The sequence below is a fragment of the Micromonospora sp. NPDC002296 genome (genome assembly GCF_040296145.1).
Classification (GTDB): domain Bacteria; phylum Actinomycetota; class Actinomycetes; order Mycobacteriales; family Micromonosporaceae; genus Micromonospora.
In genome coordinates this window covers 26,385-49,699 of sequence record NZ_JBEOWQ010000032.1, presented here as the reverse complement: position 1 = coordinate 49,699, position 23,315 = coordinate 26,385, and the positions used below count along the sequence as shown (strand labels likewise).

Below are 23,315 nucleotides of genomic sequence, written 5' to 3'. Positions count from 1 at the left end.
CCCTCTCCGGGAGCATTTCGCACAGGAGAGGGCCTCACCCCGAACATGTGGTTACAGTGCATTTGTGCTGTTTGCCCGATTGACTTCGCGGTGGGTGCTCGGCTGGCTGGCCGCCGCGCTCGGCGTACCGCTGCTGCTGGCCGCCGCCCTGCTCGCCGGCCGGGCCGCGACCCCCGACCCGGTCCGCCCGGCGCCCCCGCCCGCCGCCGATCCCGCCGAGAACGCCGCGCCCACCGAGGACGCCGCCCCCACCGACGAGCCGGTCCCGGCGGCGGCCCCCGCGCCCGCCACCCTGCCGGTCGTCGACTACGACCCGGCGCCCACCGGCTTCCCCGCCGACCCCCACCCGCTGGACGCCACCCCGCTCACCGAGGGGCTGCGGCCGAGCCGGAACGTCGCCGCCTACGACGCGCCCGGCGGCCGGCCGCTGGCCTTCCTCGCCCCCACCATCAACGGCGTCAAGCTGACCGTGCCGATCGTCGAGCGCCGGACCGGCTGGACGGCGGTGCTGCTGCCCTCGGCCAACCGGCGGCTCGCCTGGCTGCCACCCGGCGACGACCGCAGCGTCGTGCCGCTGCGCGACCAGATCGTGGTGGAGCGCCGGCAGCACCGGCTCACCTGGCACCGGGACGGCCGGGCGATGAAGTCGTGGCCGGTCAGCCTCGGCATGCCGGGCCAGTCCACCCCGCTCGGCCGCACCTTCGTCCTCGGCCGCACGCCCCCGCCCGAGGCGGTGTACGGCGGCGTGGACGTCTACGCCCTCGGCGCGGTCCCCGACGACCCGGACGCCGTCCCGGCCGGGCTGCGCGGCGCGCACATCGGCGTGCACAGCTGGCACAACGACGACACTCTCGGCGAGAACGTCACCAACGGCTGCATCCGGCTGACCCGCAGCGCTCAGCGCCAACTCCTCGCCGAGGTCCCGCCCGGCACCGGTGTGCTGGTGGTCGACGCCCTGCCCACCCCACCCCCGACCGCCTGACACCACCGGAGCCTCAGCAGCCAGCCACCCACTCTGATATCACCAACGAAAGAAATTGATATCACCCGAGGGAGTCCGCGACGAGAGGCAGGCCCGTGACCCGACCCGTCCTTGACGTCGACGACGAACTGCTCGCGAGGCGGCGAAGATCTTCGGCACGGCCACCGAGAAGGCCACCGTCAACGCGGCTCTGAAGGCTGCGGTCGACCGGGAGAAGCGCCGGGAATTCGCCGACTGGCTCAAGAGCGGCGGCCTGCCCGACCTGACGGGACCAGTCTCCGGCAAACGGGACGCCGCGTGAGTCGCGAGCACTCAGCCACGCCTACGCCCTTCTCGCTGAACGGCGCTGACCAACGCGTTATTCAAGGCTCCTAGTTCGACACAAGGATGAGATCGATCCCCTGATCAGGATGATAAGTCCACGACGCTCGCACCTTGCCCATTGCGCCGCCTGCTTGCCGTCCAGCGCAATCACTTATCGTCCTCGCATAAAAAGAGGCGCAGAAACGGCTGTTGCTGGCATTGGCCGACGCGTCCAACTGCCCGCTATCCCCTGGCGGCAATCGCTCGTCACGCCCAGGCAGCACCAAACTGCCCACTGTGACCTGATCGCCGGTTGCTAAACAAGGTTCCTAATCATTGTCGGGCTTTCGACAGTTGATCATCATGCCATCTTAGTTCTGGGACGCCCACCCCGTCGCCGGAGGGCGCTGCGGGAAGCCCTCCTGCAAGTCGCATCGGTGACAGTAGCGCGGCCCTCTCGGTCTTGATCCTTATGGTCATGCAACGGCGCGGGCGAGCCATGGAACTTCCATCACCGACCTGCTGCCTGACTGCGTATCAATCTGGGGGTTCGGTGGGGATTTTCGACATCATCGGCACGGCGCTCTCCGTCGCGACGACGATCGGCAAGGTGGCGGGGGCGCTCAGCGGGGCCCTCAGTGGCGACCTGGTGCATCTCGGCCGTGCGCAGGTCGGCAACAGCAACCCCGACCTCGGTGAGGTCGTGTTCTGGCGGGACAAGCAGACGGGCATGCTGATGGTCGGCAACCAGTCGACCGACACCAGCGTCGCGCTCTTCTTCCCGGGGAACCCGTACGGTGGCGCCGGCGCCGAGTCGATCATTCTCGGGAGCATGCAGAAGTTCCCCGTCGGCGACATCTTCACTCAGTACGCCAATGCCGACGTGGACGACCTGGTCATCACCCCCTTCCTGGACGACTCCAGCGCCCAGGCGGAGGCCGGCGTGGGCACCGGTGGCCCCACCGGCATCTCGATCCAGGCGTCCGGTCAGAACATCGCCCCGAGGGCCAAGGTGCAGCTCGGTCCGTCCGTCGTGATCGAGGCGTCCGACACCACCGTGCAGGTCGCGGTGGTCGGCGGGCTCGTCCTCGCCGGAATCGTGCTCCTCAACGTACGTGGTGCCGGCACCACGGCCGCGCGCATCCTGAACGTGCTCCGCAAGCCGTCCGACGCACTCGACGACGACACGTCGATGACGGTGGCCATCCCACAGGGCATCGACATCGCCAACGGCATCTCCTCCATCGACGTGATCCTGGCGGTGCAGAGCGCGAGCCCGACCGCAGCCATCCCCGCCCTGGCTCCCCACCCCGACGCCGTGCCGTTCACCGACGAGGACCTTGCCCGGCTGGCAGCGTCCACTCCCGGCCAGTGACCATGGTCGAGATCACGACACCCGATCCGCTTCCCCCGGGAACCGTCGGTCAGCCGTACCACCTGGAGTTGCAGGCCGCGCACGGCATCCCGCCGTACTCGTGGTCGACGGCGAACGGTGAGCTTCCCTACGGCCTGGCGCTGGACGACGAGGGTCTGGTCTCCGGGGTGCCGAAGGCCGAGGTGATCCTGTCGGTGCAGGTCCGTGTCCGGGACTCGTCGGAGCCCGCGCCGCAGTCGGCGCGGAAGTGGCTGAACATCGTCATCCGACCGGCCGGCCGGTTCCTGATAACGACCGCCGAGCTGCCGCCGGCGAAGCAGAACACCAGTTACCGCTTCGCACTCGCGGCGACGGGCGGAGCGCCGCCCTACGTCTGGTCCGTCGACAGGGACTCGTTGCCGGTCGGGATCGAACTGGACGCCACGACCGGAACGCTCGCCGGCACCCCGTCCGCGCCCGGCTCGTCGTCCTGCGAGTTCGAGGTGACCGACGACGCCGGCAACCACGCCGCCCGCACGCTGCCGCTGACGGTCCTCGGCGAACTCGGGGTCACGACCACGGACCTGCCGGCGGCGATGGACCAGCGCCCGTACGACGTCACGTTGCGGGCCGGCGGCGGAGCGCCACCGTACACCTGGGCCGTCACCACCGGCGCGCTTCCGGCCGGTATCGAGCTCGACGCCGCCGCCGGCCGGCTGAGCGGCACGCCGCAGAGCACCGGAACTTGCGCCGTCAGCTTCACGGTGACGGACAGTCAACAGTCCCACGCCAGCAGCGCGACGATTCCGCTGACGGTCGCCCCGACCGCCTGCCTCGCGACGATAACCTCGTTCACCGGCCGCGTGGAGGTCGTCGTACCGGATGTCAGGAACAGGGTCATCGTGTCGTGGCAGACGGAGGGCGCCGCGGTGGTCTACTTCGACCGGGAGGTGGGCCGGTTCGCGAACCCCGGGCCCAGCGGCCAGGTCTCCATCGAGTACCGGACCAGCGTTTCGGGGCCGATCGACCCTCCGGTCCTCCCCGGCACGATCACCTGCGTGGACCAGTACGGGCTATCGGTCCTGGCCCCCATCCGCCGGGCGCAGGACGCGTCACGCTCCGCCGTCCCCGGGAGGAGTCGGTCTACGCCCTGAGACCCGCCTCCGCCGCGCCGGCCGTCGGCCGCTGGCACGGCACGGTCGGACCCACCTCCCCGCTCAGGTTGCGCCACAGGAACTCCAGCGTCAGCGCCCAGACGAAGGCGCGCTGCGCGTTGTTCGCCGCCGCGCCGTGTCCGCCCTCGACATTCTCGTAGTACGCCACCTCGTGTCCGTGCTCGCGCAGCCGGGCCGTCATCTTGCGGGCGTGCCCCGGATGCACCCGGTCGTCCCGGGTGGAGGTGACGAGCAGCAGCGGCGGATACGGCTGGTCGCCGCGGATGTTGTGGTAGGGCGAGTACCGGCTCAGGTAGGCCCAGTCGGCCGGCTCGTCCGGGTCGCCGTACTCGGCCATCCACGAGGCGCCGGCCAGCAGCCGGTGGTAGCGCCGCATGTCCAGCAGCGGGACGTGGGCGACGACCGCCCCGAACAGCGCGGGGTAGCGGGTGAGCATCACCCCCATCAGCAGGCCGCCGTTGCTGCCACCCTCGATACCGAGTCGCGCCGGCGTGGTGATCCCCCGGGCCACCAGGTCGGCCGCCACCGCCGCGAAGTCCTCGTACGCCCTGGGCCGGTCCTCCCGGAGCGCGGCCCGGTGCCACGGGGGCCCGTACTCGCCGCCGCCCCGGATGTTCGCCACCACGTAGGTGCCGCCCCTGGCCAGCCAACCCCGGCCGATGACGCCGCTGTAGTGCGGGGTCAGGGAGACCTCGAAGCCGCCGTACCCGGTGAGCAGGGTCGGGCCGCCGGCCGCGTCCGGGTCGCCCACCACGAAGTACGGCACCCGCGTCCCGTCGGCCGAGGTGGCGAAGAACTGCCGTTCCGCCAGGCCCTCCCCGGCGAAGAACGTCGGGGCCCGCTTGAGCGTCTCGACCGTGCCACCGACCCGTCCGAGCCGCAGGGTCGCCGGTTGCCGGAACCCCTCGGACGCGAGCAGGTATTCGTCGCCGGTGTCGCGGTCGGTCTCCACCACCCGGCTGTGGCCGGACTCCGGTACGCCCGGCAGCGACTCCCGCCGCCAACCCGTCGCGTCGGGGGTCAGCACCTCCAGCCGGCTCCGCACGTCCGTGAGGGTGGCCAGGATGAGATGGTTGCGGGTCCACGCGTGCCCGCCGAGCGCGGTACGGTCGTCCGGCCTGAACAGCACCGCCAGGTCCCGCCCACCGGTGAGGAACGCGTCGAGCCGGGCCGCCAGCAGCGCGCCTGCCGGATGGGTGACACCCTCGACCGTCCACGGCGAGCGCAGCCGGATCACCAGCCACTCCCGGTGCACGTCCCACTGGGCGTCGTCCGGCACGCCGATCCGCAGCCGCTCACCCTCCCGGGTCAGCAGGTAGCTCTCCCTGCGGTAGAAGTCCAGGTCCCGGACCAGGAACGTGCGCTCGAACCCGGGCGTGCAGTCGTACGAGGCGTGGGCGGCGACGTCGTCCGGCTGCCCCTCGAAGACGACCTCGGCCGCCGACAGCGGCGTGCCCCGCCGCCAGCGCCGGGCCACCCGGGGATAGCCGGAGCTGGTCAGCGAGCCCGGCCCGAAGTCGGTGGCCACGTAGATGTGGTCGACGTCGATCCAGCAGACCGTGCTCTTGGCCTCGGGAAGCGTGAAGCCGCCCTCGACGAAGGCGCGGTCGATCAGGTCGAACTCGCGCACCACGAGGGCGTCGGAGCCGCCTCGGGACAGGCTGACCAGGCAGCGCTCGTACCCGGGGCGCAGCACCGTCACACCGTCCCAGACCCAGTTCTCGCCCTCCTCGGCGGCCAGGGCGTCGAGGTCGAGCAGCACGTCCCACTCGGGCTCGGGCCGGCGGTACCGGTCGAGGGTGGTCCGCCGCCACATCCCCCGCGGATGCGTCGCGTCGGTCCAGAAGTCGTAGTAGAAGCCGTCCCCGCGCCACCCGGGGTAGGGAATGCGGTCGTCCGAGTCGAGCACCTGCCGGATCTCGGCCCGCAGGGCGGCGAACCGCTCGTCCCCGGTCAGCGCGGCCAGAGTCTCCGCGTTGCGGTCCCGCACCCATCCGGCGGCGTCCGGTCCGTCCAGGTCCTCCAGCCAGAGGTACGGGTCGTCATGCTCATCAATCAGCCTCGCCACGTTGTCACTATCCCCCCACGCGTCAACTCGAACTACGACCGCCGGCCTGGTATGGCCCGCGACTGGCGGGGTATGACGCGAACATGAGGGCGAGTTTCCGGATCGGCCGGGTCGCGGGCGTGCCGGTCGGGGTCAACTGGAGCGTCCTGGTCATCTTCCTGCTGATCGCCTGGGGGCTGTCGGCCAACCAGTTCCCCCGGTCGTACCCGGACCGGCCGACCTGGGCGTACGTGCTCGCCGGGCTGAGCGCCGCGGTGGTCTTCTTCCTCGGGCTGCTGGCCCACGAGGTCTCGCACGCCGTGGTGGCCAGGCGCAACGGCATCGAGGTCGGTGGGATCACCCTGTGGCTCTTCGGCGGGGTGGCCGAGCTGCGCGGGGAGGCCCGCGACCCCGGGGCGGAGCTGCGCATCGCGGGGGTCGGGCCGCTGGTCAGCCTGATCATCGGCGTCCTCTTCGGCGGCATCGCGGTGCTGCTCGCCCTGGCCGGGGTGCACGGGCTGTGGTTGGGGGCGCTGGCCTGGCTGGCCGGCATCAACATCCTGCTGGCGGTCTTCAACGCGCTGCCGGCCGCCCCGCTGGACGGTGGCCGGCTGCTGCGCGCCGCCGTGTGGAAGGCCACCGGCGACCGGACGAGGGCGTCCGTGGTGGCGGCGCGGGCCGGCTGGATCCTCGGCGTGCTGCTGATCGGGCTGGGCCTGTGGCAGTTCCTGCGCGGCGTGGGGTTCGGCGGGCTCTGGCTGGCGCTGATCGGCTGGTTCCTGATCGGGGCCGCCGGCCTGGAGGAGCGGCAGGCCCGGACGGGCAGCGCGCTGCGCGGGATGCGGGTGGCCGACGTGATGACCCCGCAGCCGCAGACCGCGTCGGCGGAGATGACCGTGGCCGACTTCGTCGACCACTACCTCTTCGCGTACCGGCACTCGGCGCTGCCGCTGACCGAGGACGGCCGGCCGGTCGGCCTGGTCACCCTCGACCGGGTACGCGGCGTCCCGGCCGACCGGCGGGCCGCGACCACGCTGGCCGAGGTGGCCTGCCGGGCCGACCAGCTCGTGCTGGCCTCCCCGGACGAGCAGCTCACCGACCTGCTCCCCCGGCTCAGCGAGTGCGCCGACGGCCGGGCGCTGGTGGTGACCGACCAGCGCCTGGTCGGCATCGTCTCGCCCAGCGACATCAGCCGTGCGGTGCAGCGCGGCAGCCTCCGCGACCAGGTGGCGGCCGGCCACCACTGAGCCCCCTTGATCGTCTGCTGTGCACCGGCACCCGCTCCGGCGTGTCGCGCCGGTCAGCCGCAGACGATCAAGGGAAGGCGGGTCAGCGGGGGAAGTGGCGGTCCAGTAGGGCTGTGCGGAACTTGCCTGCGGGGTCCAGGGTGCGCAGCAGGGCCAGGAAGTCGCCGTGCCGGGGGTACGCGGCGGCGACCGCCGCCGGGTCGAGCGTGAACACCTTTCCCCAGTGCGGTCGGGGCGCGAACGGGGCCAGCCGAGCCTCCACCTCGGCCAGCACCGGGGCCACCGCGTCGGCGTCGTCGGTCCAGGTGAAGTGCACGGCGACGCTGTCCCGCCCGTACTGCGGGCTCAGCCACAGCTCGTCGGCGGCGACCGTACGCAGCTCGCAGACCTGGAGCACGGCGGCGATCCGGTCCGCCACCGGGTCGAGGGCGGCCAGCGCGTCCACCGCCGCCGCCCGGGGCAGGTGGTACTCCGACTGGAGCTCGTCGCCGCTGCTCGGGGTGAAGCCGAGCCGGAAGTGCGGCAGTCGCTCGTGCCAGGGGCCGGGCTCGCCGAGCTGGGCCGTGCAGTTGCCCGCCGGCATCCCGGGCACCGGGTGCACCGGCCCGGCCGCCGCCGTGGTGCCCAGCCAGTCGGCCTGCGGCGGCGGGGCGTCGGCGAGCTGCTTGCGCCACACCTGGCCGATCCGGCCGCCGCGCCAGTCGGTGAAGAGGCTGACGCTGTACGCCGAGGCGAACGCCTCGTCCAGGGCCATGCGGGGCAGGCCGAGCCGGACGTACTGCCGTATCTCGAAGGCGGGCAGCACGTCCAGGGTGACCCGGGTGACCACGCCCAGCGCGCCGAGGGCGACCACCATCCCGGCGAACCGGTCGCCGTCGGCGTCCCGGCGCACGGTCAGCAGGTCCCCGTCGGCGGTGACCAGCTCCAGGGCGGCCACGGCGGTGGCCAGGTTGCCGATCCCGACGCCCGAGCCGTGGGTGGCGGTGGCCACCGCGCCGGCCACCGAGATGTGCGGCAACGACGCCATCGTCGGCAGGGCGTACCCGGCGGCGTGCAGCCGGATGGCCAGGTCGCCGTAGCGCACGGCGGCGGCCACCGTGACCGTGCGGCGCTCCCGGTCCACCTCGACGGTGGGCGGCAGGCCGGCCAGCGACACCAGGTCGCCGGTGGTGTCGCCGAACCGGTTGAACGAGTGCCCGGTGCCGACCGCCCGGACCCGGTCGCTGCCGGCGACCAGCCGGCGCAGCTCGTCCAACCCGGACGGGCGGTGCCGCCGGGCGGCGGCGTACCGGACGTTGCCGGCCCAGTTGCGCTCCGGCACGCCCGGTGCCCGGTCGGCGGGCCCCGCCCCGGGCACACCGACGCCCGCTTGTGCTTCCTGCTCCTCTGCGTCCACGTCGCACTCCCGTCGCTCGGCGTCGTCGGCCGACGCCCCGGGGCGGCACCGGCCGGGGGCGGTTGGCCCGGGCGTCGTCGGGGAACCCTACGTCGATGAACAGCTACCTCGATCCCGCCCCGCGCGGCGACGTGTACCCGTCCGAGGAGATCGACGCGACCGGCGTCGGTCCGGGCCCCGGGGACGGGCCGCCGGCCGGGGCGCACGCCGCACCGACGCCGGGCCCGCCGGGCGAGTCGCACTCGATCGTCACCCACCACCTGGACGGCTCGACCGAGGTCGTCACCGACCTCGACGGCGACGGGATCGCCGACGTGGTCCAGTTGGACCTGGACGGCGACGGCGTCCCGGACATCACCTACCTGGACAGCGACCGGGACGGCCGCCTCGACACGATCCTGCGCACCCCGCACCCCGCCCGCTGAGGCCCGGCCGGGCGCGCCGAGCGGGGCCCGGGCGGGCGCGAGGACTCAGAGCTGCGGGATGACCTCGGCGGCGACCAGCTCGACGTGGTCCAGGTCGGCCAGGTCGAGGACCTGGAGGTAGATCCGCTCGCTGCCGATCTCGGCGTACCGGCCGATCCGGTCGACGATCTCGGCCGGGGTGCCGGCGAGGCCGTTCTCGCGCAGCTCCGCCGGCTCCCGGCCGATCACCTCGGCCCGCCGTCGCACCTCCGCCTCGTCCCGGCCGCAGCACAGCACCAACGCGTTCGACCAGCGCATCCCGGCCGGGTCCCGGCCGATGTCGGCGCAGGCGGCCCGGACCCGGTCGAACTGGGCCACCGAGTCGGCGACGGAGACGAACGGCAGGTTGAACTCGTCGGCGTAGCGGGCCGCGAGGCGGGGCGTGCGCTTCGGCCCCATGCCGCCGAGCAGGATCGGCGGGCGCGGCTGCTGCACCGGCTTGGGCAGGGCCGGCGAGCCGGTCACCGGGTAGTGGCGGCCCGCGAAGTCGAACGTCTCGCCGGCCGGCGTCTCCCAGAGCCCGGTGATGACGGCGAGTTGCTCCTCCAGCCGGTCGAACCGTTCGCCCACCGAGGGGAACGGGATGCCGTACGCGGTGTGCTCGTCGGCGAACCACCCGGCCCCGATGCCCAGTTCCACCCGGCCGCCGCTCATCTGGTCGACCTGGGCGACGCTGATCGCCAGCGGGCCGGGCAGCCGGAACGTGGCCGCCGTCATCAGGGTGCCGAGCCGGATCCGAGAAGTCTCCCGGGCCAGTCCGGCCAGCGTGGTCCAGGCGTCCGTCGGGCCCGGGTCGCCGCTGACCGCGCCCATCTTCAGGTAGTGGTCAGACCGGAAGAACGCGCCGTAGCCGGCGTCCTCGGCGCAGCGGGCCACGGCGAGCAGCTGGTCGTAGCTGGCCCCCTGCTGGGGTTCGGTGAAGATCCGCAGTTCCATGCCCCGAGCATAGGGAGCCCGTCGGGCCCCCGCCGCGAAAGGAAGGCCGCCGGGGCGTACCGGTCAGGGTTGGCCGAGGCCGGCCTCGCGGGCCCGCTGGATCGCCTGGCTGCGGTCGGCGACCTGGAGCTTGCCGAGCACGTTGGACAGGTGGTTGCGGACGGTCTTCGGGCTCAGCGTCAGTCGGCGGGCGATCACCACGTTGCTCAGCCCCTGCGCGACGAGGTCCAGCACCTCGCGTTCCCGGTCGGTCAGCTCGGGGAACGGCGCCGGGCCGCCGGCCCGCCCGCCGGCTAGGAAGCCGATCGCCCGGCTGGCGATCACCGGCCCGAGCAGCACCTCGCCGTTGGCGACCGCGCGGATGGCCCGTTCCACCTCGCCCGGCGCGGCACCCTTGAGCAGATATCCCCGCGCCCCGGCGCGCAGCGCGGCGAACACCGAGTCGTCGTCGTCCAGCATCGTCACCACCAGCACCCCGATCCCCGGGTGCCGGGCAACGATCTCCCGGGTGGCCTCCACGCCGGACCGCCCGCCGAGGTGCAGGTCCATGATGATCACCTCGGGCCGGGTGCGGTCGGCGAGCCGGACCGCCTCGTCGGCGTCCGCGGCCTCGCCGACCACCTCCAGTCCCGGCGTGGACGCCAGCAGCGCCGTCATGCCGAGCCGGAACACGGGATGGTCGTCGACCACCGCCAGCCGGATCACCGCCTCGCCACCGCCCACCGCACCGCCACCCGTCACCGCCGCACCGCCAGGCTTCGTCCCGTCCGCGTCCCCGGCACCGTACCGGCCTGTGCCGGCACGCCCGAAGGCTGCCGCCGGCCCGCCGACGGATCGGCCGGGGCGGGGGCGGCGGTCGGCGGCTCCGGGCCGGGGTCGGCGGTCGGCAACTCCTGGCCGGGGTCGGCCGGGGCCCACCCGCGCTGGGCGGGGACGGCCGACGGCCGGTCGCCGTCGACCGGCGGCAGGCGGTCGGCCGGCACCCGGACGGTGACCTCGGTGCCGCCGTCGGGCGCCGGGCCGATCACGCACAACCCGCCGATGCCCTCGGCCCGCTCCCGCATGGAGAGCATGCCGACCCCGGCCGGCGTGCCGACCGCGACGCCCCGGCCCGGGTCGGTCACCCGGACGGTGAGCCCGTCCGGATCCCGCTCGACCGCCACCCGGCAGGTCGGTGCGCCGGAGTGCCGTTGGGCGTTGCGGACCGCCTCGGAGACGATCCCGTACACGGCCGTGGCGACCGGCTCGGGCAGCGGCAGCGGCAGCGCCTCGACCAGCACGGTCAGCCCCGAACCGTCGTACCGTTGGGCCAGCTCGTGCAGGGCGGGGACCAGGCCGCGCTCGCCGAGGACCGGCGGCAGCAGCCCTCGGGCCAGGTCGCGGACCTGCTCGACCCGCTGGTCCGTCTCGTCGCGCAGCCGGTCCAGCAGCCGTCCGGCCGCGCCCGGGTCGGTGCCCAGCAGGTTGCGGGTCGCCTGGAGGCCGAGCGCCACCCCGGCCAGGGCGGGCCCGAGCCCGTCGTGCAGGTCCCGGCGCAGCTTGCGGCGTTCCGAGTCGCGGGCCTCGGCCAGCCGGGCCCGGGAGACGACCAGCGCCCGGCTGGTCGCGGCGAGGCTGGCCGCCGAGGCGACCACCGGCACCAGGTCGACCAGCGCCGAGCGGGTGCGCCCGTCCAGCCGCTCGCCGGCCCGGGCCCACGCGGTCAGCCGCCCCACCTCCCGCTCGCCCCGCCGCAGCGGCAGCACCAACGGCTCCCCCAATGGCCCGGCGGACGCGCAATGGGCGGTGCACGGGTCCGGGCCGTCCACCTCGATGCCGCAGGCGCCCAACCGCAGCGACTCGGTGAGGCTCCGCGCCACCCCGGTCAGCACGTCGGTCGGGTCCTCGCTCGCGCTGATCCGGTCGCCGACGCCCCGGACCACGCCGATCGGTTCCGCCGCCGCGCCGTGGATCAGCCGGTCCACCCGCCGCTGCACCCACCACCGGCCCGGCTGCACGGCAGCCGCGACCAGGGCCGTGACCAGCACCCCGGGGACCGCCCGGCTGGCCGGGAGCAGCGCGTCCAGCGTGGTCACCCCGACCACGTACGCGGCGACCAGCAGGAAGGTCAGCAGGAACCAGACCAGCGTGCGGCGGACGGCGATCTCGATCCCCCACAGCCGCTGCCGCAGCACCACGGCCAGCACGGCGGCCGGGAAGAACGCCTGCGCGGCCAGCATGGCGGTCGGCGGCAGCCCCTCCGGCACCGCACCCGCCCAGTCGGCGGGCAGCGCTATCGGGGCGAAGCTCACCGCCAGCAGCACCGTGCCGACCGCGAGCCAGCCCAGGCCGACCCGTTCGGCGGGCGGCGAGACCCGACGCCGCCACAGCAGCCCGGCGGCGGCGACCAGCCCGAGCAGCGGCACCAGGGCGGTGAGCACGGGCTGCACCCGGGCGACGAACTCGGCCCAGTCGGCGCTGCGGATCGCCAACGGCGCCCCGGACGGGGCGCCGCCCAGCCCGGGATAGGTCAACTGGAACAGCTCGGTCGCGGCGACCACCGCGGCGCCGACCGTCACCGCCACCTGGGGACCCACCGTGAGCCGGCTCTCCCGGATCAACCAGGGCAGCACCACGATCAGCGACAGCATCCCCGGCACCCAGCCCCAGTGCCGGGCTGAGGTCAGCAGCGTGACCTCCGGCAGCCAGGGGTACACCCGCAGCAGGTCGAGGTACTGGGCGCCCAGGCCGGCGATCCCCCCGCCGACCCCGGTGACCGCCAGCAGCCAGGCCACCGGGTGACTGCGGCGCAGCAGGATCAGCCATCCGGTCGTGCCGTACACCGCGCAGTCGGTGTAGTCGACGAGGAAGTAGAGCTGGGACAGCCCCCACGGGCGGCGGGCGAGGGCCCAGCAGAGGGTCGTGGCGGCGAGCAGCAGCACGCAGCCGACCAGCACCGTCCAGGCGGCGACCGGGCGGCCGGGGTCATCACCGGCGTTCGGGACGGTCAGCGCGCGCGGCACCGGGTCGACCAGCATGGCGTGATCCTGTCAGTCGGAGCGGCGGTTGCCGAGATCCCGGTGCTGCGCAACGGGTGTCGGTCCGGCGACAGTCGCGCGGGGCCCGGCCGGAAGGGGGTACGGCCACGGGTGGGACACGGGCGCCTCCCGGCGGGACGTGGTCGTCGATGGACCGGCGGGTCGGGGTGCGGGCGACACCGCCGGTCCACCGAGCGTGCCGGTCCCGGTGTCCCGGCCGCATGGTGCGCGCCGTCCCGGCCACCCGGGAACTTCCGCCGGGCAGGGGGCGCCCAGTGGGCCGGTACCGCCGTCCCTTCCCGCCGGGACGCCGGGCCGTCCAACGTCTGAGCCGCGGATGCCGCAGGCCGGCGCCGCGAGTCCGACGGCGCCGGGACGGCGCCGCGACGCCCGGGGCGAGCAGGAGGCAACCATGGACGGACAGGACCGGACCCGACTGACAGATGCGGTACGGGAGCTGACGCCGGAGCTGAGCCGGCGGGCGGAGGAGATCGAGGCCGCCCGGGAGCTGCCCGCCGACCTGCTCGACGGGCTCCGGGCCGCCGGCTGCTTCCGGATGTTCGTGCCGCGCAGCCACGGCGGGTACGAGGCGGACCCGCACACCGGGCTGGCGGTGCTGGAGGAGTTGGCCCGCGCCGACGGCTCCACCGGCTGGACGGTGATGATCGGCGCGGAGACGCCGCACCTGCTGGCGTTGCTGCCCCGGGACCGGTTCGACAAGCTCTACGCGTCGGGCCCGGACGTCGTGGTGGCCGGCGGTTTCGCCCCGCAGGGACGGGCCGAGCTGGCCGACGGCGGGTTCCAGGTAACCGGGCGGTGGGGGTTCGCCAGCGGCTCCCGGCACGCCGACTGGATCTTCGGCAACTGCGTGCTCACCGGGGACGGCCAGCCGCTGCCCGGCCCGAACGGCCAGCCCGTGGAGATACGTTCGATGCTGCTGCCCGCCGGCTCGGTGACGGTGCAGGACACCTGGCACACGCTGGGGTTGCGCGGCACCGGCAGCCATGACGTGCTGATGGAGTCGGTGTTCTGCCCGGTGGAGCAGAGCTTCGACCTGTTCACCGGGACCCCGTGCGTCCCGGGGCCCGGGTTCCTCGCGCCGCTGGCGCAGTTCGTCCTGCACCTGGGCGCGGTGGCCGTCGGGATCGCCCAGGGTGCCCTGGACGACACCGTGGCGCTGCTCGACGGCGGCCGGCAACGGCTGTACGCGCGGCAGTCGCTGGCCGACTCGCCGGCCTTCCGGGTGCAGCTCGGCCGGGCCGACCTGAACGTCCGGGCGGCCCGGGCGCTGGTGCGGTCGCTGGCCCACGACCTGTTCCGGGCGGCCCACGCGGATGACCCGGCCGCGGTCGGGGCACTGCACCCGCAGATCTCCGCCAGCCTGCCCTGGGTGACCGAGGTCGCCACCGCCGCCGTGGACGCCTGCTACCGGGCGGGCGGGGGCGGCGCGGCCCGCGACTCCTCCCCGGTGCAGCGCCGCTTCCGGGACATCCACACCTTCGCCCAGCACGCGGCGGCGGCGGAGGGCTGGCTGGGCAACAACGGCGCCCACCTGCTCGGCCGGCCGGTCGAGCTGGCGTACTAGGTGGCGCTTCGCGGGATCGGCGTGTCGTGCGGTGGGCACCGCTGGTCGGCGCCGGTCAGCCCGCCCGGTCGATCACCTCCTCCGGCGTCAGCGGCGCCTTGGGGTGGTGGGTCAGGCACAGCGGGGTGTCGACCTTGACGAACGGTAAGCCCTCGCCCGCGACATAGAACTGGCCGCTGCTCAACAGCCCGATGTCGGGCAGCCGGCCACCCTTGGCCTCGGCGAGTTGCCGCGCCGCGTCGATCTGCGCAGGGGCGTTGAGCAGACCGAAGAACTGGGTGGTGGCGTTGCCCGAGATCTGGTTGTGCAGGCCTTTCGGGGCCTGGGTGGCGAAGACCAGCCCGAGGCCGTACTTGCGGGCCTGCGAGGCCAGCGCGATCGTGCTGGCCGTGCAGGCGGTGTTCCCGGTCGACGGGGCGAGGGTCTGCGCCTCGTCCATGACGAACAGGCCACCGAGCGGCCGGTCCCCGGCGGGGTGCCGCCGCACCCAGGCGAACAGCGCCATCTGCAACTGGTTGACGAAGCTCTGCCGCTCCTGGTCGGAGGTGAGCCCGACGAAGCTGACCACCGACACCCGGGCCCGGCGGCCGGGCGTCGGGGTGAGCAGCAGCCCGGGATCGGCCGGGGCGCCCGTGCCGCCGAAGAGCGGGTCGGTGACCATCGCCGCCTTGAGCGCCTCGGCCAGTTCCAGGGCCAGCTTGTCGGCCCGGGCCAGCCGGCTCACCCCGTCGGGCAGGTCGGCGAGGAACTCGGTGAAGCCGGGCAGGCCCACCATGCCGCTCCTGGCGTACGCCAGCAGCGCCTCCGTCAGCACGGCCTTGCCCTGCTGGGCGAGCCGGGTGGGCCGGTCCACCCCGGCCCGGGGCGCGAGGGCCTCCACCGCCGAGCGGATGGCCTGGTCGAACTCGTCCGGCGAGTCCCGCACGGGGCTGAAGTCCGGCAGCGGCTGGAAGCTCAACGGCCGCCCGGCTTTGACCCGGGGAGTCCAGACGACGACCTCCGTGTGGTCGAGGTAGTCCCGGGCCCGCTCGTCGTCGCCCGGCTCCCAGCCGGCCGGCGGCTGCGGCCAGGCGTCCCCCAGCCGGGCCAGGTCGTTGTTCGGGTCCAGCACGATCGAGGACACGCCCTGCCGGGCGCACTCCTCGACCAGCCGCCGGATCAGCACCGTCTTGCCCGATCCGGAGCCGGCGAAGACCACGGCGTGCCGGCGCAGCGACTCCAGGTCCACCTGGAACGGTCGCCGCCCGTCCGTGGTGTGCCCCAGCCGGACCGCCGCCGGGTCCGGCCCGTCGCCGCCGGCCGGCCGCTCCCCCGTCGCCCGGCCGTCGGCGGCGGCCGGCACCGCACCACCGGGTGCGCCCGGGACCGGCCCGTCGGGGGTTGCCGGCACCAGGCCGTCGGCGGCCCCGGAAACCGGCGTCGCCGGCTCGGCCGGCACGGGGACAGCCGACCCGGAGGCAGCCGGGGTGGGGGCGGCCGGGACAGGGGCGGCCGGGGCGGAGGCGCCGAGCACCGCACGGAACAGGGCGGTGCCGCTCGCCGGCCGGCGGGCGAGCAGCCATTCCTGGTACGCGGCGTCCGGCTCGCGGGCCAGCTCGCGCAGTGCGGCGAACACCCGCAGGTCGGCCTCCGCCACGGCGCACCGAACCCCGCCGGCATCGTCGAACTCCGCCAGCACCTGACCGGTACGCGGGCCGGTCGGCCAAGGGCCGTTGCGCAGGAGCACCAGTCGCCGCTGCGGGTACTGCCGGTCCAGGCCGGCCATCGTGCAGGCCGCCCGGACCCGGGCGAGCGTGGCGCTCGCGTTCGGGTGGGCGATGCCCCGGAAGCACCAGTGCGCCTCGTTCTCGGTGGCCTCGTCCAGCACCTCGATGAGGCGGCCGTGCAGCGCCGGCTTGCGCCCCGGCAGCGGGTCGTGCTTGTAGGTGGCCCCGGTCGGGGCCTGCTCGGCGATCCACGCGGCGAGCCCGGCGGCGAGCAGCGGCGGCAGGTGGACGTCCTCGGTGCGGTGGTCGAGCGCGGCGCTCACCTCGGCCGCCGCCAGCAGCAGGGCGAACCGCTCGTCCAGCGGGCGCAGGTCCGCCGTCCCGCCCGGCATCGGCCGCCCGACGACCGGGGGGTCCCCGCCGTCGACGAGCCGCTCGAGCAGGGTCACCTCGTCGGCGTCGCGGCACCGGGTGACGTGCCGGTCCACCCGGCGCAGCAGGGCTCTCGGGGTGAGGTTCGGGGCGTCGGCGAAGGCGTCGGGGCTGACCGGCCAGGTCGGTTCCGGCGGGGTGAACCGCAGCTCGGTGAAGACGGCGGCGAAGCGCTTCTGCACGATGGTCCGCCCGATCTCCGGCGTCGGGATCCGGTCGGGCAGCAGGGAGACCCGGAACCGGTCCGCCACGGAGGTGGGCGCGCTGCGGGTCAGCAGCTCCCAGGTGTCCGGCAGGCAGGAGACCACGAGCAGCGTCCGGCGGGTGGCGTCGCGCAGGGTCAGCAGGCCGTCGGCGAGGGGCCCGAACGCGGCCACGTGGGCGTCGTCGAGCTCCGCGCGCGGGTCGAACATGGACGTGCTGGTCTGGGCGAGAAGCGTGTCGAGCTGGTCGACGGCGATCACCGTCGGGTCCAGGGTCAGCGCCATCAGCCGGGAGATGTCCTGAACGACCTGCTGCGGTGGTCGTACCGTGCTGGTCAGCCCCCACGCGGCCCGGCCCGCCGGGTCGCCGGGCTCGCTGATCAGGTGGGCGTAGCCGACGTCCTGGTCGTCGAACTCCTGAGAGCCGTGCAGCACAAGGGCCCGGACGGTGTCCTGGCAGTCCCGCCCCACCTCGCGGTGGTGGGTGCGCAGGGCCCGGACGAAGGTGTCCAGGTGCTCGCGGGTGAGCGGCTGAAGGCCGGCCACCGCGTCCCGGACGTCGATGGGGATGCCGAGCTGCGAGGTGAGCCGGCGCAGGAACTTGCGCAGTTGGGTGTCCCAGCCGCCGGACTCACGGCCCATGCCCTCCACCATGGCCAGCGCAACGCTCGACCAGAAGGTCCGGCCGCTGACCATGTTGACCAGGAAGAAGTAGCCGCCCTCGCGCTGGATGCGCTCGCGGACCGCGCCGAGCAGGTGGGTCTTGCCGGAGCCGGCCCGCCCCTGCATCGCCACCCCGAGGGGCCGGCTGGTGTCGTCGGTGCGGGCCCGGGCCACCCCGCGCAGGATCTCGTTGGCCACCCGCTCGTGCAGTTCGGGCACGTCGCAGGGGGAAGGCCGCCACACGTCGTCGGGGGTGACCGCCGGGTGGAAGGTCAACGCCTCCAGCGCGGCGCGCTCGTCGTCAGGAATCATGCCGCCCCGATCGACAGGGTGTGGTTGTCCTCGTCCCCGATGCGCACCGCCGCCGCCCGGTCCCGCGCGGTCAGCGACTTGCTGTTGGTGACCGGGATGATCCGTACGCCGTCCTGCCGGACCAGCACCCGCAGCGCGGCGTCCACCGCCGCGCGGTCGGTGCCGACGAGGTGGTCGCGCAGGTCGGCGAGGCCGACCCAGGCGCCGGGCCTCGCGGCCAGTTCCCGGTACGCGGCCCGGACCAGCTCCGCGACGTCCCCGTCGCCGGTGGGGGCGGCCGGGGGCGCGTCCTCGACGGCCGGGGGCGGCCCGGCCGGGTCGGCGGCGGTCTGCTTGAAGAGGTCGGCGGGGCTGATCCGCAGCCGGTCCAGCCCCCGGTGCAGGTTTCCCAGCAGGGTGAACAGGGAGCGGCTGGCCGAGCCGCCCGCCTTGGGCGGGACGCCGGTGTGCAGTTGGCGCATCACCCGCCAGCCCTCATCCGTCAGCTCGTGCGAGAGCAGGCGGCGGCTGCGGTCGGTCTCGACCAGGCCCAGCTCGACCAGCTTCTTGTTGTCCTTGCCGGTGAGCGCGAACCCGGCCAGGTCCCGCAGCTCGGCGTTGGTCAGCTTCCGGGCCTCCACCATCAGCACGACGAGCGCTTGGATCTGGTTGGGGGTCAGGCTCGGCAGGTCCGCGGTGCTGCTCGACATGGTGCCTCTTTTTCCTGTCAGGGGTGCGCGCCGGCCGCGCGTCGTCGGGCCAGCAGGTCCCGGATGCTCCGGATGACGGCCTGGACGTCGGTCAGCACCTGTTCGTTGGTGAACCGGAGCACGTCGAGCCCCAGAAGCTGGAGCTGTACGTCGCGCCGCCGGTCGTCGGCGAACATGATGGCTCCCCGATGCTCCGGGCCGTCCACCTCGACCGCAAGCCCTTCGACCGTCCAGAGCAGATCCAGGCGGTACGGCCGACCCAGTGGATGCCATTCGTAGGTGTGGTTCCACCGCCGGCCACGGGCCCAGTCGTGCGGGGCGAGGGCACGCTCCAGGGCCTGTTCGGCGGCGCTGTCCGGCCGGGGTGCCCCGGCCGGCGGCGGGTACGCCAGGCCCACCCCACCCGGGTGGGCGGGGCTGTCGGAAACCCGACCGATGCCCCCGGTCAGCTCGGCGAGGTGCATCGGGAGCCGGAGCGGAACCGGTCGGACCCGGTCGCCTCCGTGCGGGAGCGGGCCGACCAGCCACACCGCGCACCGGCCGTGCTGGACCAGCCACTCGGCCGCCGCCACGAGCGCCCGCTCGTCCTCCGGCCCGGCCCCCTGCGGCGACTCGGCCACCAGCACGCAGGACTCCCGGTCGTACGCGGCGGCGAGTACCCGGGTGAGGCCGGCGGCCCGCACCTCGGCGGGAAAGCGCGACGGGCGCGCACGCCGTCGGTCGTCGCCGGGGCCCTGCGGGCCGTTCCCGCCCGGCTGTGCCCGTCGGTCACAGGGGCGGGCTCCGGCACGGCGGGAGCACAGGGCCCGCTCGGCCAGGTCGGCGAGGAACGGCCCGAAGTGGTCGGAGCGGGCCGCGACCCGGGCGGCGAGCTCCCGGGCGGCGGTGGCGCCGAGGCGTCCGCGACCGTCGAGCCGGGCCGCCCCGGGCAGCCAGCGGGGAAACAGTGCCCCGGCGATGTCCTCCAGCTCGTCGAGGAGGACGGTGACCAGGCTGGCGAGGGAAAGGCCCCGCGCCGGCCGGTAGGCCACCACCGCCGGCGCGGACGGCGGCAGCGGGTCGAGGGCCAATCGGAGCAGTTCGGGGTCGACGCCCGCGAGGTGGCTGACGCGAAGCGGCGGGACAGCCGTCCACCATTCCGGACCGGCCCCGCTGCGCATGGCCACGCACGCTACCGAGCCGGCGGCACGGGCGCTGCCCCCCGCTCCGGCTGTTGTCGAGAAGCCGACCTCGCCGGGCACGCGGCCGTACGCCGTGGCCGGGGAGACCGGGCTGACCGACCGGCGCGCACCTACGACAGGTTCGACGCGGCGACCGGCGCGGATCAGCTTCCGCCGGCCGGCCGCCGCCGCAGCACGTGGGCGACCGCGCTGACCGCGGTCGTGCCGGCCGCCATCCCGACCAGGATCAGGACCGCGCCGACCGCCCATAGGCCCGAGTCGTCGCTCGTCGCCGCCCGCCACGCCCAGGCGATGGTGAAGGCCGCCGTCATCACCGGCGCCACCAGCCAGGGGCTGAGCACCCGACCGCCGACGGCCGCGACCACCGCCAGGGACAGGACGCACCCGACGACCTGCCACACGTCGTACGGGCCGCTGACCGAGTCGGTCACCGGGTCGACCGTGTACTCCGTGTCCCAGCCGAGCCAGGCCCACCAGACTGCGACCGTCGCCACCGCGAGGACCAACCCACCGAGCAGAACACGCGTACGCGTCGAGGTGTTCACAACAAGATCCTCCCCCTGCCGACCCGCACGACGAACAAGCCCCCACCCCGATGAACTGCGACCTTGGACAGTTTCCGTCACCAGCGGACGGGAACTGTCCAAGGTTCGGAGGTGAGGGCCGTGTGCAGCGGTTTGCCTCGATCGGGGAGACTCGGGCGGCACCCCGCCCCTCGCGGCGACGGACCCGACCCCTCGGCACAAGGCTGGAGCGCATGTCACACACCCTCCCGATCTGGCTGGCCGGTGGCCTGCTGCTGGTGGGTGCGGGCTTCGGGACGACCCTGCTGCCCCGGTGGCGGGCCCGGGAGCAGGCTCGCCGTACCGCCTGGTCCACCGCCCGCGCACAGATCGACAGCGCGGCCGTCAGCCGGGACGCGGCCGGGATCCGGGTGCCCGAGGCCGAGCAGTTGCTCGCCCGCGCCGAGCTGATCGCCGCCGGCCGGGGCGGGTCGGCTGCGGCGAGGACGGCGGCCGGGCACGCCCGGCAGGCCGACCGGCTGTGGCGGGAGCACGCATGACCGGCCGCCTGAGCCAGGGCCGCCGCGAGCTGCTGCGCTGGGCGTTCCTCGGCATCGCCGTGGTCGTCCTGGTCGTCTTCCTGCTCGCCCAGCGGCAGAGCATCGACGTCAGCTACGGCAGGTCGCCGTCGTCCTCCCAGGGGGTCGAGGAGGGCTCGGCGGGCGAGCTGAGCGACGCGACCGTGCCCTCGGAGGACGAGCTGACCGCGTTGGTGGCTGCCGCCCCCGTGGTGCGGCTGCCCGGTTCGACCGCGCGGTGGAACGAGCAGCGGGTACGGGAGATCATCGGGAACCGGGACGTCCGCATCCTGGTCGCCCCGCCCGGGCTGGACGAGGACGAACGCCTCCGGGTGAAGGGCGTGAAGAACGCGACCGTCCGGGTGGTCGGCACCGAGGTGAGCGGGGGCCACTATCAGGCCGTCCCCGACGACCTGCCCGGCTGGCGCGACCAGTTCGCCGCCGACGACGTGACGGGGCCGCTGCTGACGCTCATCGCGAAGCTGGAGGACCAGCCCACCCCGCCCGACGGCGACGAGCTGCGCTGGCGGGAGCCGAGCGCCCGGGAGCTGGCCGTGGTCGCCGCCGACCTGCGGGCGACCGGGCTGCACCGCGCGCCGGGGGCCACGCTCGCCGAGGTTCCCGCCGTCAACGCCAAGACCGCCTTCCCGGACGGCGTCCGCGTCGTCGCACTCCCCCCGCAGCGCGACGGCGCGCCGGTGCCCCAGTACGGTCCCGCGCTGACCAGGCTCTTTCCGGGCACCCCGATCGTGGTGATGTACGGCCTCTGGATCGAGCACCACGGCCCGTGGCAGGAGGACTTCGCCGAGCTGGTCGGGGCGAGCTTCTACGGTCAGTTCGGCGGCCGGCTCAGCCTGTACGACTACCCGCAGTACAACGTGCTGGCGGTCTACCTGAACCGGGTCACCGACGTCCGCTACGCGGGCCTGTTCGACCGGCCCCTGCCGTACCGTCCGATCGATCCGCTCCGGGTGGCGCTGCCGGCGCTGCCGTGGGTGTTCGCGGCCTGCGTGGCGGCGTTCCTGACCCTGTCGATCAGGTCGCTGCGCCGCCTCGAAGACGGCCGGGACGGCCGGCGGGGCGGCCCGCGCCGGGGCGGCGTGCCGGCCCGGTTGGCCGGACTGACCGCCCTCGCCGTCGAGATGTCCCTGCTGACCGACGCCCGCAGCGACCCGGCGCTGACCCGGGGCATCGTCCGGCTGCAGGCGGCCCGCGAGGCGCTGGGCGAGGACCTGCCGGACCGGCACGTCCGGACGTTGCTGAACGAAGCGGCGGACGAGTTGGACGACGCCGCCCGCACGCTGGGCATCCCCGGCTACCGCCCGGACCTCTACCTCCGGGGCAGGTTGTCGTGAAACCGACCGTGCGCCGCCGGCTCGGCGACCTGCTCGGCACGTCCTTCGGCCGCGCGGCGCTGGCCTGCGCGGTCCTGGCGGGCTGGGCGTTGTGGAGCGGCGGGGCGCTGGACGGCCCGGTGGCCCGGCAGGTCCGCACCTCGTCGGTGTACGCCGCGCCCGGCGTCGACCTGGACCGGGCCGCCGCGGAACGAGTCATCGGCAACCGCAGGCTGGTCGTGGTGCTGCTCGAACCGGGCGCGAACCTGCGGGACGCCTGCGACCAGGTCGAGCGCGCCGCCGCCGGGACGGTCGTGCTGGTGATGAGCCGCGACGGCGACGACTACGACACCTACGGCTGCGCGCTGTTGCCCGGGCGCAAGAAGAAGAACTTCGGCCGGGCCGTCGTCGCCGAGATGACCGTCGGCCGGGGCATCGACACCTTCGTCGACCGTCCCCTGGAGGCGCTGAAGGTCGTCACCGTCAACTACGACCTGCTGGTGAAGAGCGGCACCGTTCCCGACGGCGCCCGCACCATCAGCCCCTCCCTGCCCCGGTACCTGCTGGCGGCCGCGGCGATCGCGGGCGTCATCGCCGCGGCGACAGTGCTCTACGTCGGAGGCCGGCGGGCCGGCCGGCTCGCGGCGACCCGCCGCAGCCGCCACGACGAGCAGGCGGACGACCGGAGCGCGCTCAGCGCCGCCGCCGCCGTCCTGGCCCAGCAGATCATCGACCTCGACCAGCAGTATGCCCTGGCGGACGGCCGGCCCGGCCGCACCAACCGGCAGTTCTGCCGGAGTTACCTGAAGCTGACGTCCGAGTACACCGCGCTGTTCGACGGCATCACGGCCTTGGACGGCGACGACGAGACTGCCGTACGCGAACTCACCGAGCGCGTCGACTCGCTGAGCCTGCGGGCCCGGTCCGTCGCCGAGGCGGGGACCGGAACCCTTCCTGCGGCTGACCGTCCTGCCCGGCGGGTGCGCCGTGGATGACGTTGTGTTCGAAGGACTCGCGGACGTTTTCGCGTCCGAGCCGTACGGCGACGCCGGCCTGCCACCTGGCTCACCAGCTGCTCAGGAGCACGCCGCCGGCCAGATGGCCTGGTTCGCCGGCATCCCCGGAACACCCGCCCGCGCCGGCGATGCCGAACGATCCACCGCAATGGCCGACGGCCCGGGTCAAGGTCATCGGCCCGGGCCGTCGGC

At 74.4% G+C, this 23,315-nt stretch carries 19 protein-coding genes; 10 read left to right on the top strand and 9 right to left on the bottom strand.

Going from position 1 to position 23,315, the window contains the following annotated elements:
- The first annotated feature begins 64 nt into the window (after positions 1 to 64).
- The 4 genes from ABT023_RS21895 (at position 65) to ABT023_RS21880 (ending at position 3,793) form a co-directional block, all read left to right on the top strand.
- Positions 65 to 982, top strand: a complete 918-nt coding sequence (locus ABT023_RS21895) for a L,D-transpeptidase (protein ID WP_350888235.1) — start codon at positions 65 to 67, stop codon at positions 980 to 982.
- Between the two features lie 148 nt (positions 983 to 1,130).
- On the top strand, positions 1,131 to 1,283 hold the full coding sequence (locus ABT023_RS21890; RefSeq protein ID WP_350888253.1) for a type II toxin-antitoxin system VapB family antitoxin: 153 nt from the start codon (positions 1,131 to 1,133) through the stop codon (positions 1,281 to 1,283).
- Between the two features lie 555 nt (positions 1,284 to 1,838).
- Positions 1,839 to 2,660: a hypothetical protein gene (locus ABT023_RS21885; protein ID WP_350888234.1), complete on the top strand. Its 822-nt coding sequence runs from the start codon at positions 1,839 to 1,841 to the stop codon at positions 2,658 to 2,660.
- Positions 2,661 to 2,662: 2 nt separating this feature from the next.
- A complete protein-coding gene (locus ABT023_RS21880) occupies positions 2,663 to 3,793 on the top strand; it encodes an Ig domain-containing protein (RefSeq protein ID WP_350888252.1) in 1,131 nt (376 codons plus the stop codon).
- Here the strand turns inward: ABT023_RS21880 and ABT023_RS21875 are convergent.
- Positions 3,783 to 5,882: a prolyl oligopeptidase family serine peptidase gene (locus ABT023_RS21875; RefSeq protein WP_350888233.1), complete on the bottom strand. Its 2,100-nt coding sequence runs from the start codon at positions 5,880 to 5,882 to the stop codon at positions 3,783 to 3,785. The two genes, ABT023_RS21880 and ABT023_RS21875, sit on opposite strands and share 11 nt — an antisense overlap.
- Positions 5,883 to 5,965: 83 nt before the next feature.
- Here ABT023_RS21875 and ABT023_RS21870 point away from each other — a divergent pair, with 83 nt between their 5' ends.
- Complete coding sequence (locus ABT023_RS21870; RefSeq protein ID WP_350888232.1) at positions 5,966 to 7,108, top strand: site-2 protease family protein; 1,143 nt, start codon at positions 5,966 to 5,968, stop codon at positions 7,106 to 7,108.
- An 82-nt stretch (positions 7,109 to 7,190) separates the two neighbouring features.
- Here the strand turns inward: ABT023_RS21870 and ABT023_RS21865 are convergent, their stop codons facing one another.
- Positions 7,191 to 8,429, bottom strand: a complete 1,239-nt coding sequence (locus tag ABT023_RS21865) for an FAD-binding protein (protein WP_350888251.1) — start codon at positions 8,427 to 8,429, stop codon at positions 7,191 to 7,193.
- Positions 8,430 to 8,599: 170 nt separating this feature from the next.
- Between ABT023_RS21865 and ABT023_RS21860 the strand changes: the two genes are divergently transcribed.
- On the top strand, positions 8,600 to 8,929 hold the full coding sequence (locus tag ABT023_RS21860; RefSeq protein WP_350888231.1) for a hypothetical protein: 330 nt from the start codon (positions 8,600 to 8,602) through the stop codon (positions 8,927 to 8,929).
- A 45-nt stretch (positions 8,930 to 8,974) separates the two neighbouring features.
- On the opposite strand, the gene ABT023_RS21855 is transcribed toward ABT023_RS21860, so the two are convergent.
- The 3 genes from ABT023_RS21855 to ABT023_RS21845 form a co-directional block, all read right to left on the bottom strand.
- Positions 8,975 to 9,904 (bottom strand): LLM class F420-dependent oxidoreductase, encoded by a 930-nt coding sequence (locus ABT023_RS21855; RefSeq protein ID WP_350888230.1) that lies wholly within the window; start codon positions 9,902 to 9,904, stop codon positions 8,975 to 8,977.
- 63 nt (positions 9,905 to 9,967) lie between these two features.
- Positions 9,968 to 10,645: a response regulator gene (locus tag ABT023_RS21850; protein ID WP_350888229.1), complete on the bottom strand. Its 678-nt coding sequence runs from the start codon at positions 10,643 to 10,645 to the stop codon at positions 9,968 to 9,970.
- On the bottom strand, positions 10,642 to 12,921 hold the full coding sequence (locus tag ABT023_RS21845) for a sensor histidine kinase (protein WP_350888228.1): 2,280 nt from the start codon (positions 12,919 to 12,921) through the stop codon (positions 10,642 to 10,644). The genes ABT023_RS21850 and ABT023_RS21845 overlap by 4 nt, the downstream gene beginning before the upstream one ends.
- Before the next feature lie 412 nt (positions 12,922 to 13,333).
- On the opposite strand from ABT023_RS21845, the gene ABT023_RS21840 reads away from it, so the two are divergent.
- A complete protein-coding gene (locus tag ABT023_RS21840) occupies positions 13,334 to 14,506 on the top strand; it encodes an acyl-CoA dehydrogenase family protein (protein WP_350888227.1) in 1,173 nt (390 codons plus the stop codon).
- 55 nt (positions 14,507 to 14,561) lie between these two features.
- On the opposite strand, the gene ABT023_RS21835 is transcribed toward ABT023_RS21840, so the two are convergent.
- From ABT023_RS21835 to ABT023_RS21820, 4 genes are all read right to left on the bottom strand, one after another.
- The gene (locus ABT023_RS21835) at positions 14,562 to 17,822 is read right to left on the bottom strand and encodes an ATP-binding protein (RefSeq protein ID WP_350888226.1); all 3,261 of its coding nucleotides are present in this window, start codon (positions 17,820 to 17,822) and stop codon (positions 14,562 to 14,564) included.
- On the bottom strand, positions 17,819 to 18,511 hold the full coding sequence (locus tag ABT023_RS21830) for a hypothetical protein (RefSeq protein WP_350888225.1): 693 nt from the start codon (positions 18,509 to 18,511) through the stop codon (positions 17,819 to 17,821). Before ABT023_RS21830 ends, ABT023_RS21835 begins: the two co-directional genes overlap by 4 nt.
- Before the next feature lie 17 nt (positions 18,512 to 18,528).
- A complete protein-coding gene (locus ABT023_RS21825; RefSeq protein WP_350888224.1) occupies positions 18,529 to 19,671 on the bottom strand; it encodes an endonuclease domain-containing protein in 1,143 nt (380 codons plus the stop codon).
- A 164-nt stretch (positions 19,672 to 19,835) separates the two neighbouring features.
- Entirely contained in the window at positions 19,836 to 20,237 is a 402-nt protein-coding gene (locus ABT023_RS21820) for a hypothetical protein (RefSeq protein ID WP_350888223.1), read from the bottom strand.
- Between the two features lie 212 nt (positions 20,238 to 20,449).
- Here ABT023_RS21820 and ABT023_RS21815 point away from each other — a divergent pair, with 212 nt between their 5' ends.
- The 3 genes from ABT023_RS21815 to ABT023_RS21805 are packed head-to-tail and all read left to right on the top strand — an operon-like array spanning position 20,450 to position 23,102.
- On the top strand, positions 20,450 to 20,755 hold the full coding sequence (locus ABT023_RS21815; protein WP_350888222.1) for a DUF6403 family protein: 306 nt from the start codon (positions 20,450 to 20,452) through the stop codon (positions 20,753 to 20,755).
- Positions 20,752 to 22,128 carry a hypothetical protein gene (locus ABT023_RS21810; protein WP_350888221.1) on the top strand — a complete coding sequence of 459 codons (1,377 nt, stop codon included), beginning with the start codon at positions 20,752 to 20,754 and terminating at the stop codon, positions 22,126 to 22,128. The genes ABT023_RS21815 and ABT023_RS21810 overlap by 4 nt, the downstream gene beginning before the upstream one ends.
- The gene (locus tag ABT023_RS21805; RefSeq protein ID WP_350888220.1) at positions 22,125 to 23,102 is read left to right on the top strand and encodes a hypothetical protein; all 978 of its coding nucleotides are present in this window, start codon (positions 22,125 to 22,127) and stop codon (positions 23,100 to 23,102) included. The genes ABT023_RS21810 and ABT023_RS21805 overlap by 4 nt, the downstream gene beginning before the upstream one ends.
- The last annotated feature ends 213 nt before the right edge of the window (positions 23,103 to 23,315 follow it).

Bases quoted from the DNA above. Each gene is read 5' to 3' on its own strand.
- ABT023_RS21845 (WP_350888228.1), bottom strand. From the start codon at position 12,921: ATGCTGGTCGACCCGGTGCCGCGCGCGCTGACCGTCCCGAACGCCGGT.
- ABT023_RS21815 (WP_350888222.1), top strand. From the start codon at position 20,450: ATGTCACACACCCTCCCGATCTGGCTGGCCGGTGGCCTGCTGCTGGTG.
- ABT023_RS21835 (WP_350888226.1), bottom strand. From the start codon at position 17,822: ATGATTCCTGACGACGAGCGCGCCGCGCTGGAGGCGTTGACCTTCCAC.
- ABT023_RS21880 (WP_350888252.1), top strand. From the start codon at position 2,663: ATGGTCGAGATCACGACACCCGATCCGCTTCCCCCGGGAACCGTCGGT.
- ABT023_RS21830 (WP_350888225.1), bottom strand. From the start codon at position 18,511: ATGTCGAGCAGCACCGCGGACCTGCCGAGCCTGACCCCCAACCAGATC.
- ABT023_RS21810 (WP_350888221.1), top strand. From the start codon at position 20,752: ATGACCGGCCGCCTGAGCCAGGGCCGCCGCGAGCTGCTGCGCTGGGCG.
- ABT023_RS21855 (WP_350888230.1), bottom strand. From the start codon at position 9,904: ATGGAACTGCGGATCTTCACCGAACCCCAGCAGGGGGCCAGCTACGAC.
- ABT023_RS21825 (WP_350888224.1), bottom strand. From the start codon at position 19,671: ATGCGCAGCGGGGCCGGTCCGGAATGGTGGACGGCTGTCCCGCCGCTT.
- ABT023_RS21870 (WP_350888232.1), top strand. From the start codon at position 5,966: ATGAGGGCGAGTTTCCGGATCGGCCGGGTCGCGGGCGTGCCGGTCGGG.
- ABT023_RS21860 (WP_350888231.1), top strand. From the start codon at position 8,600: ATGAACAGCTACCTCGATCCCGCCCCGCGCGGCGACGTGTACCCGTCC.
- ABT023_RS21840 (WP_350888227.1), top strand. From the start codon at position 13,334: ATGGACGGACAGGACCGGACCCGACTGACAGATGCGGTACGGGAGCTG.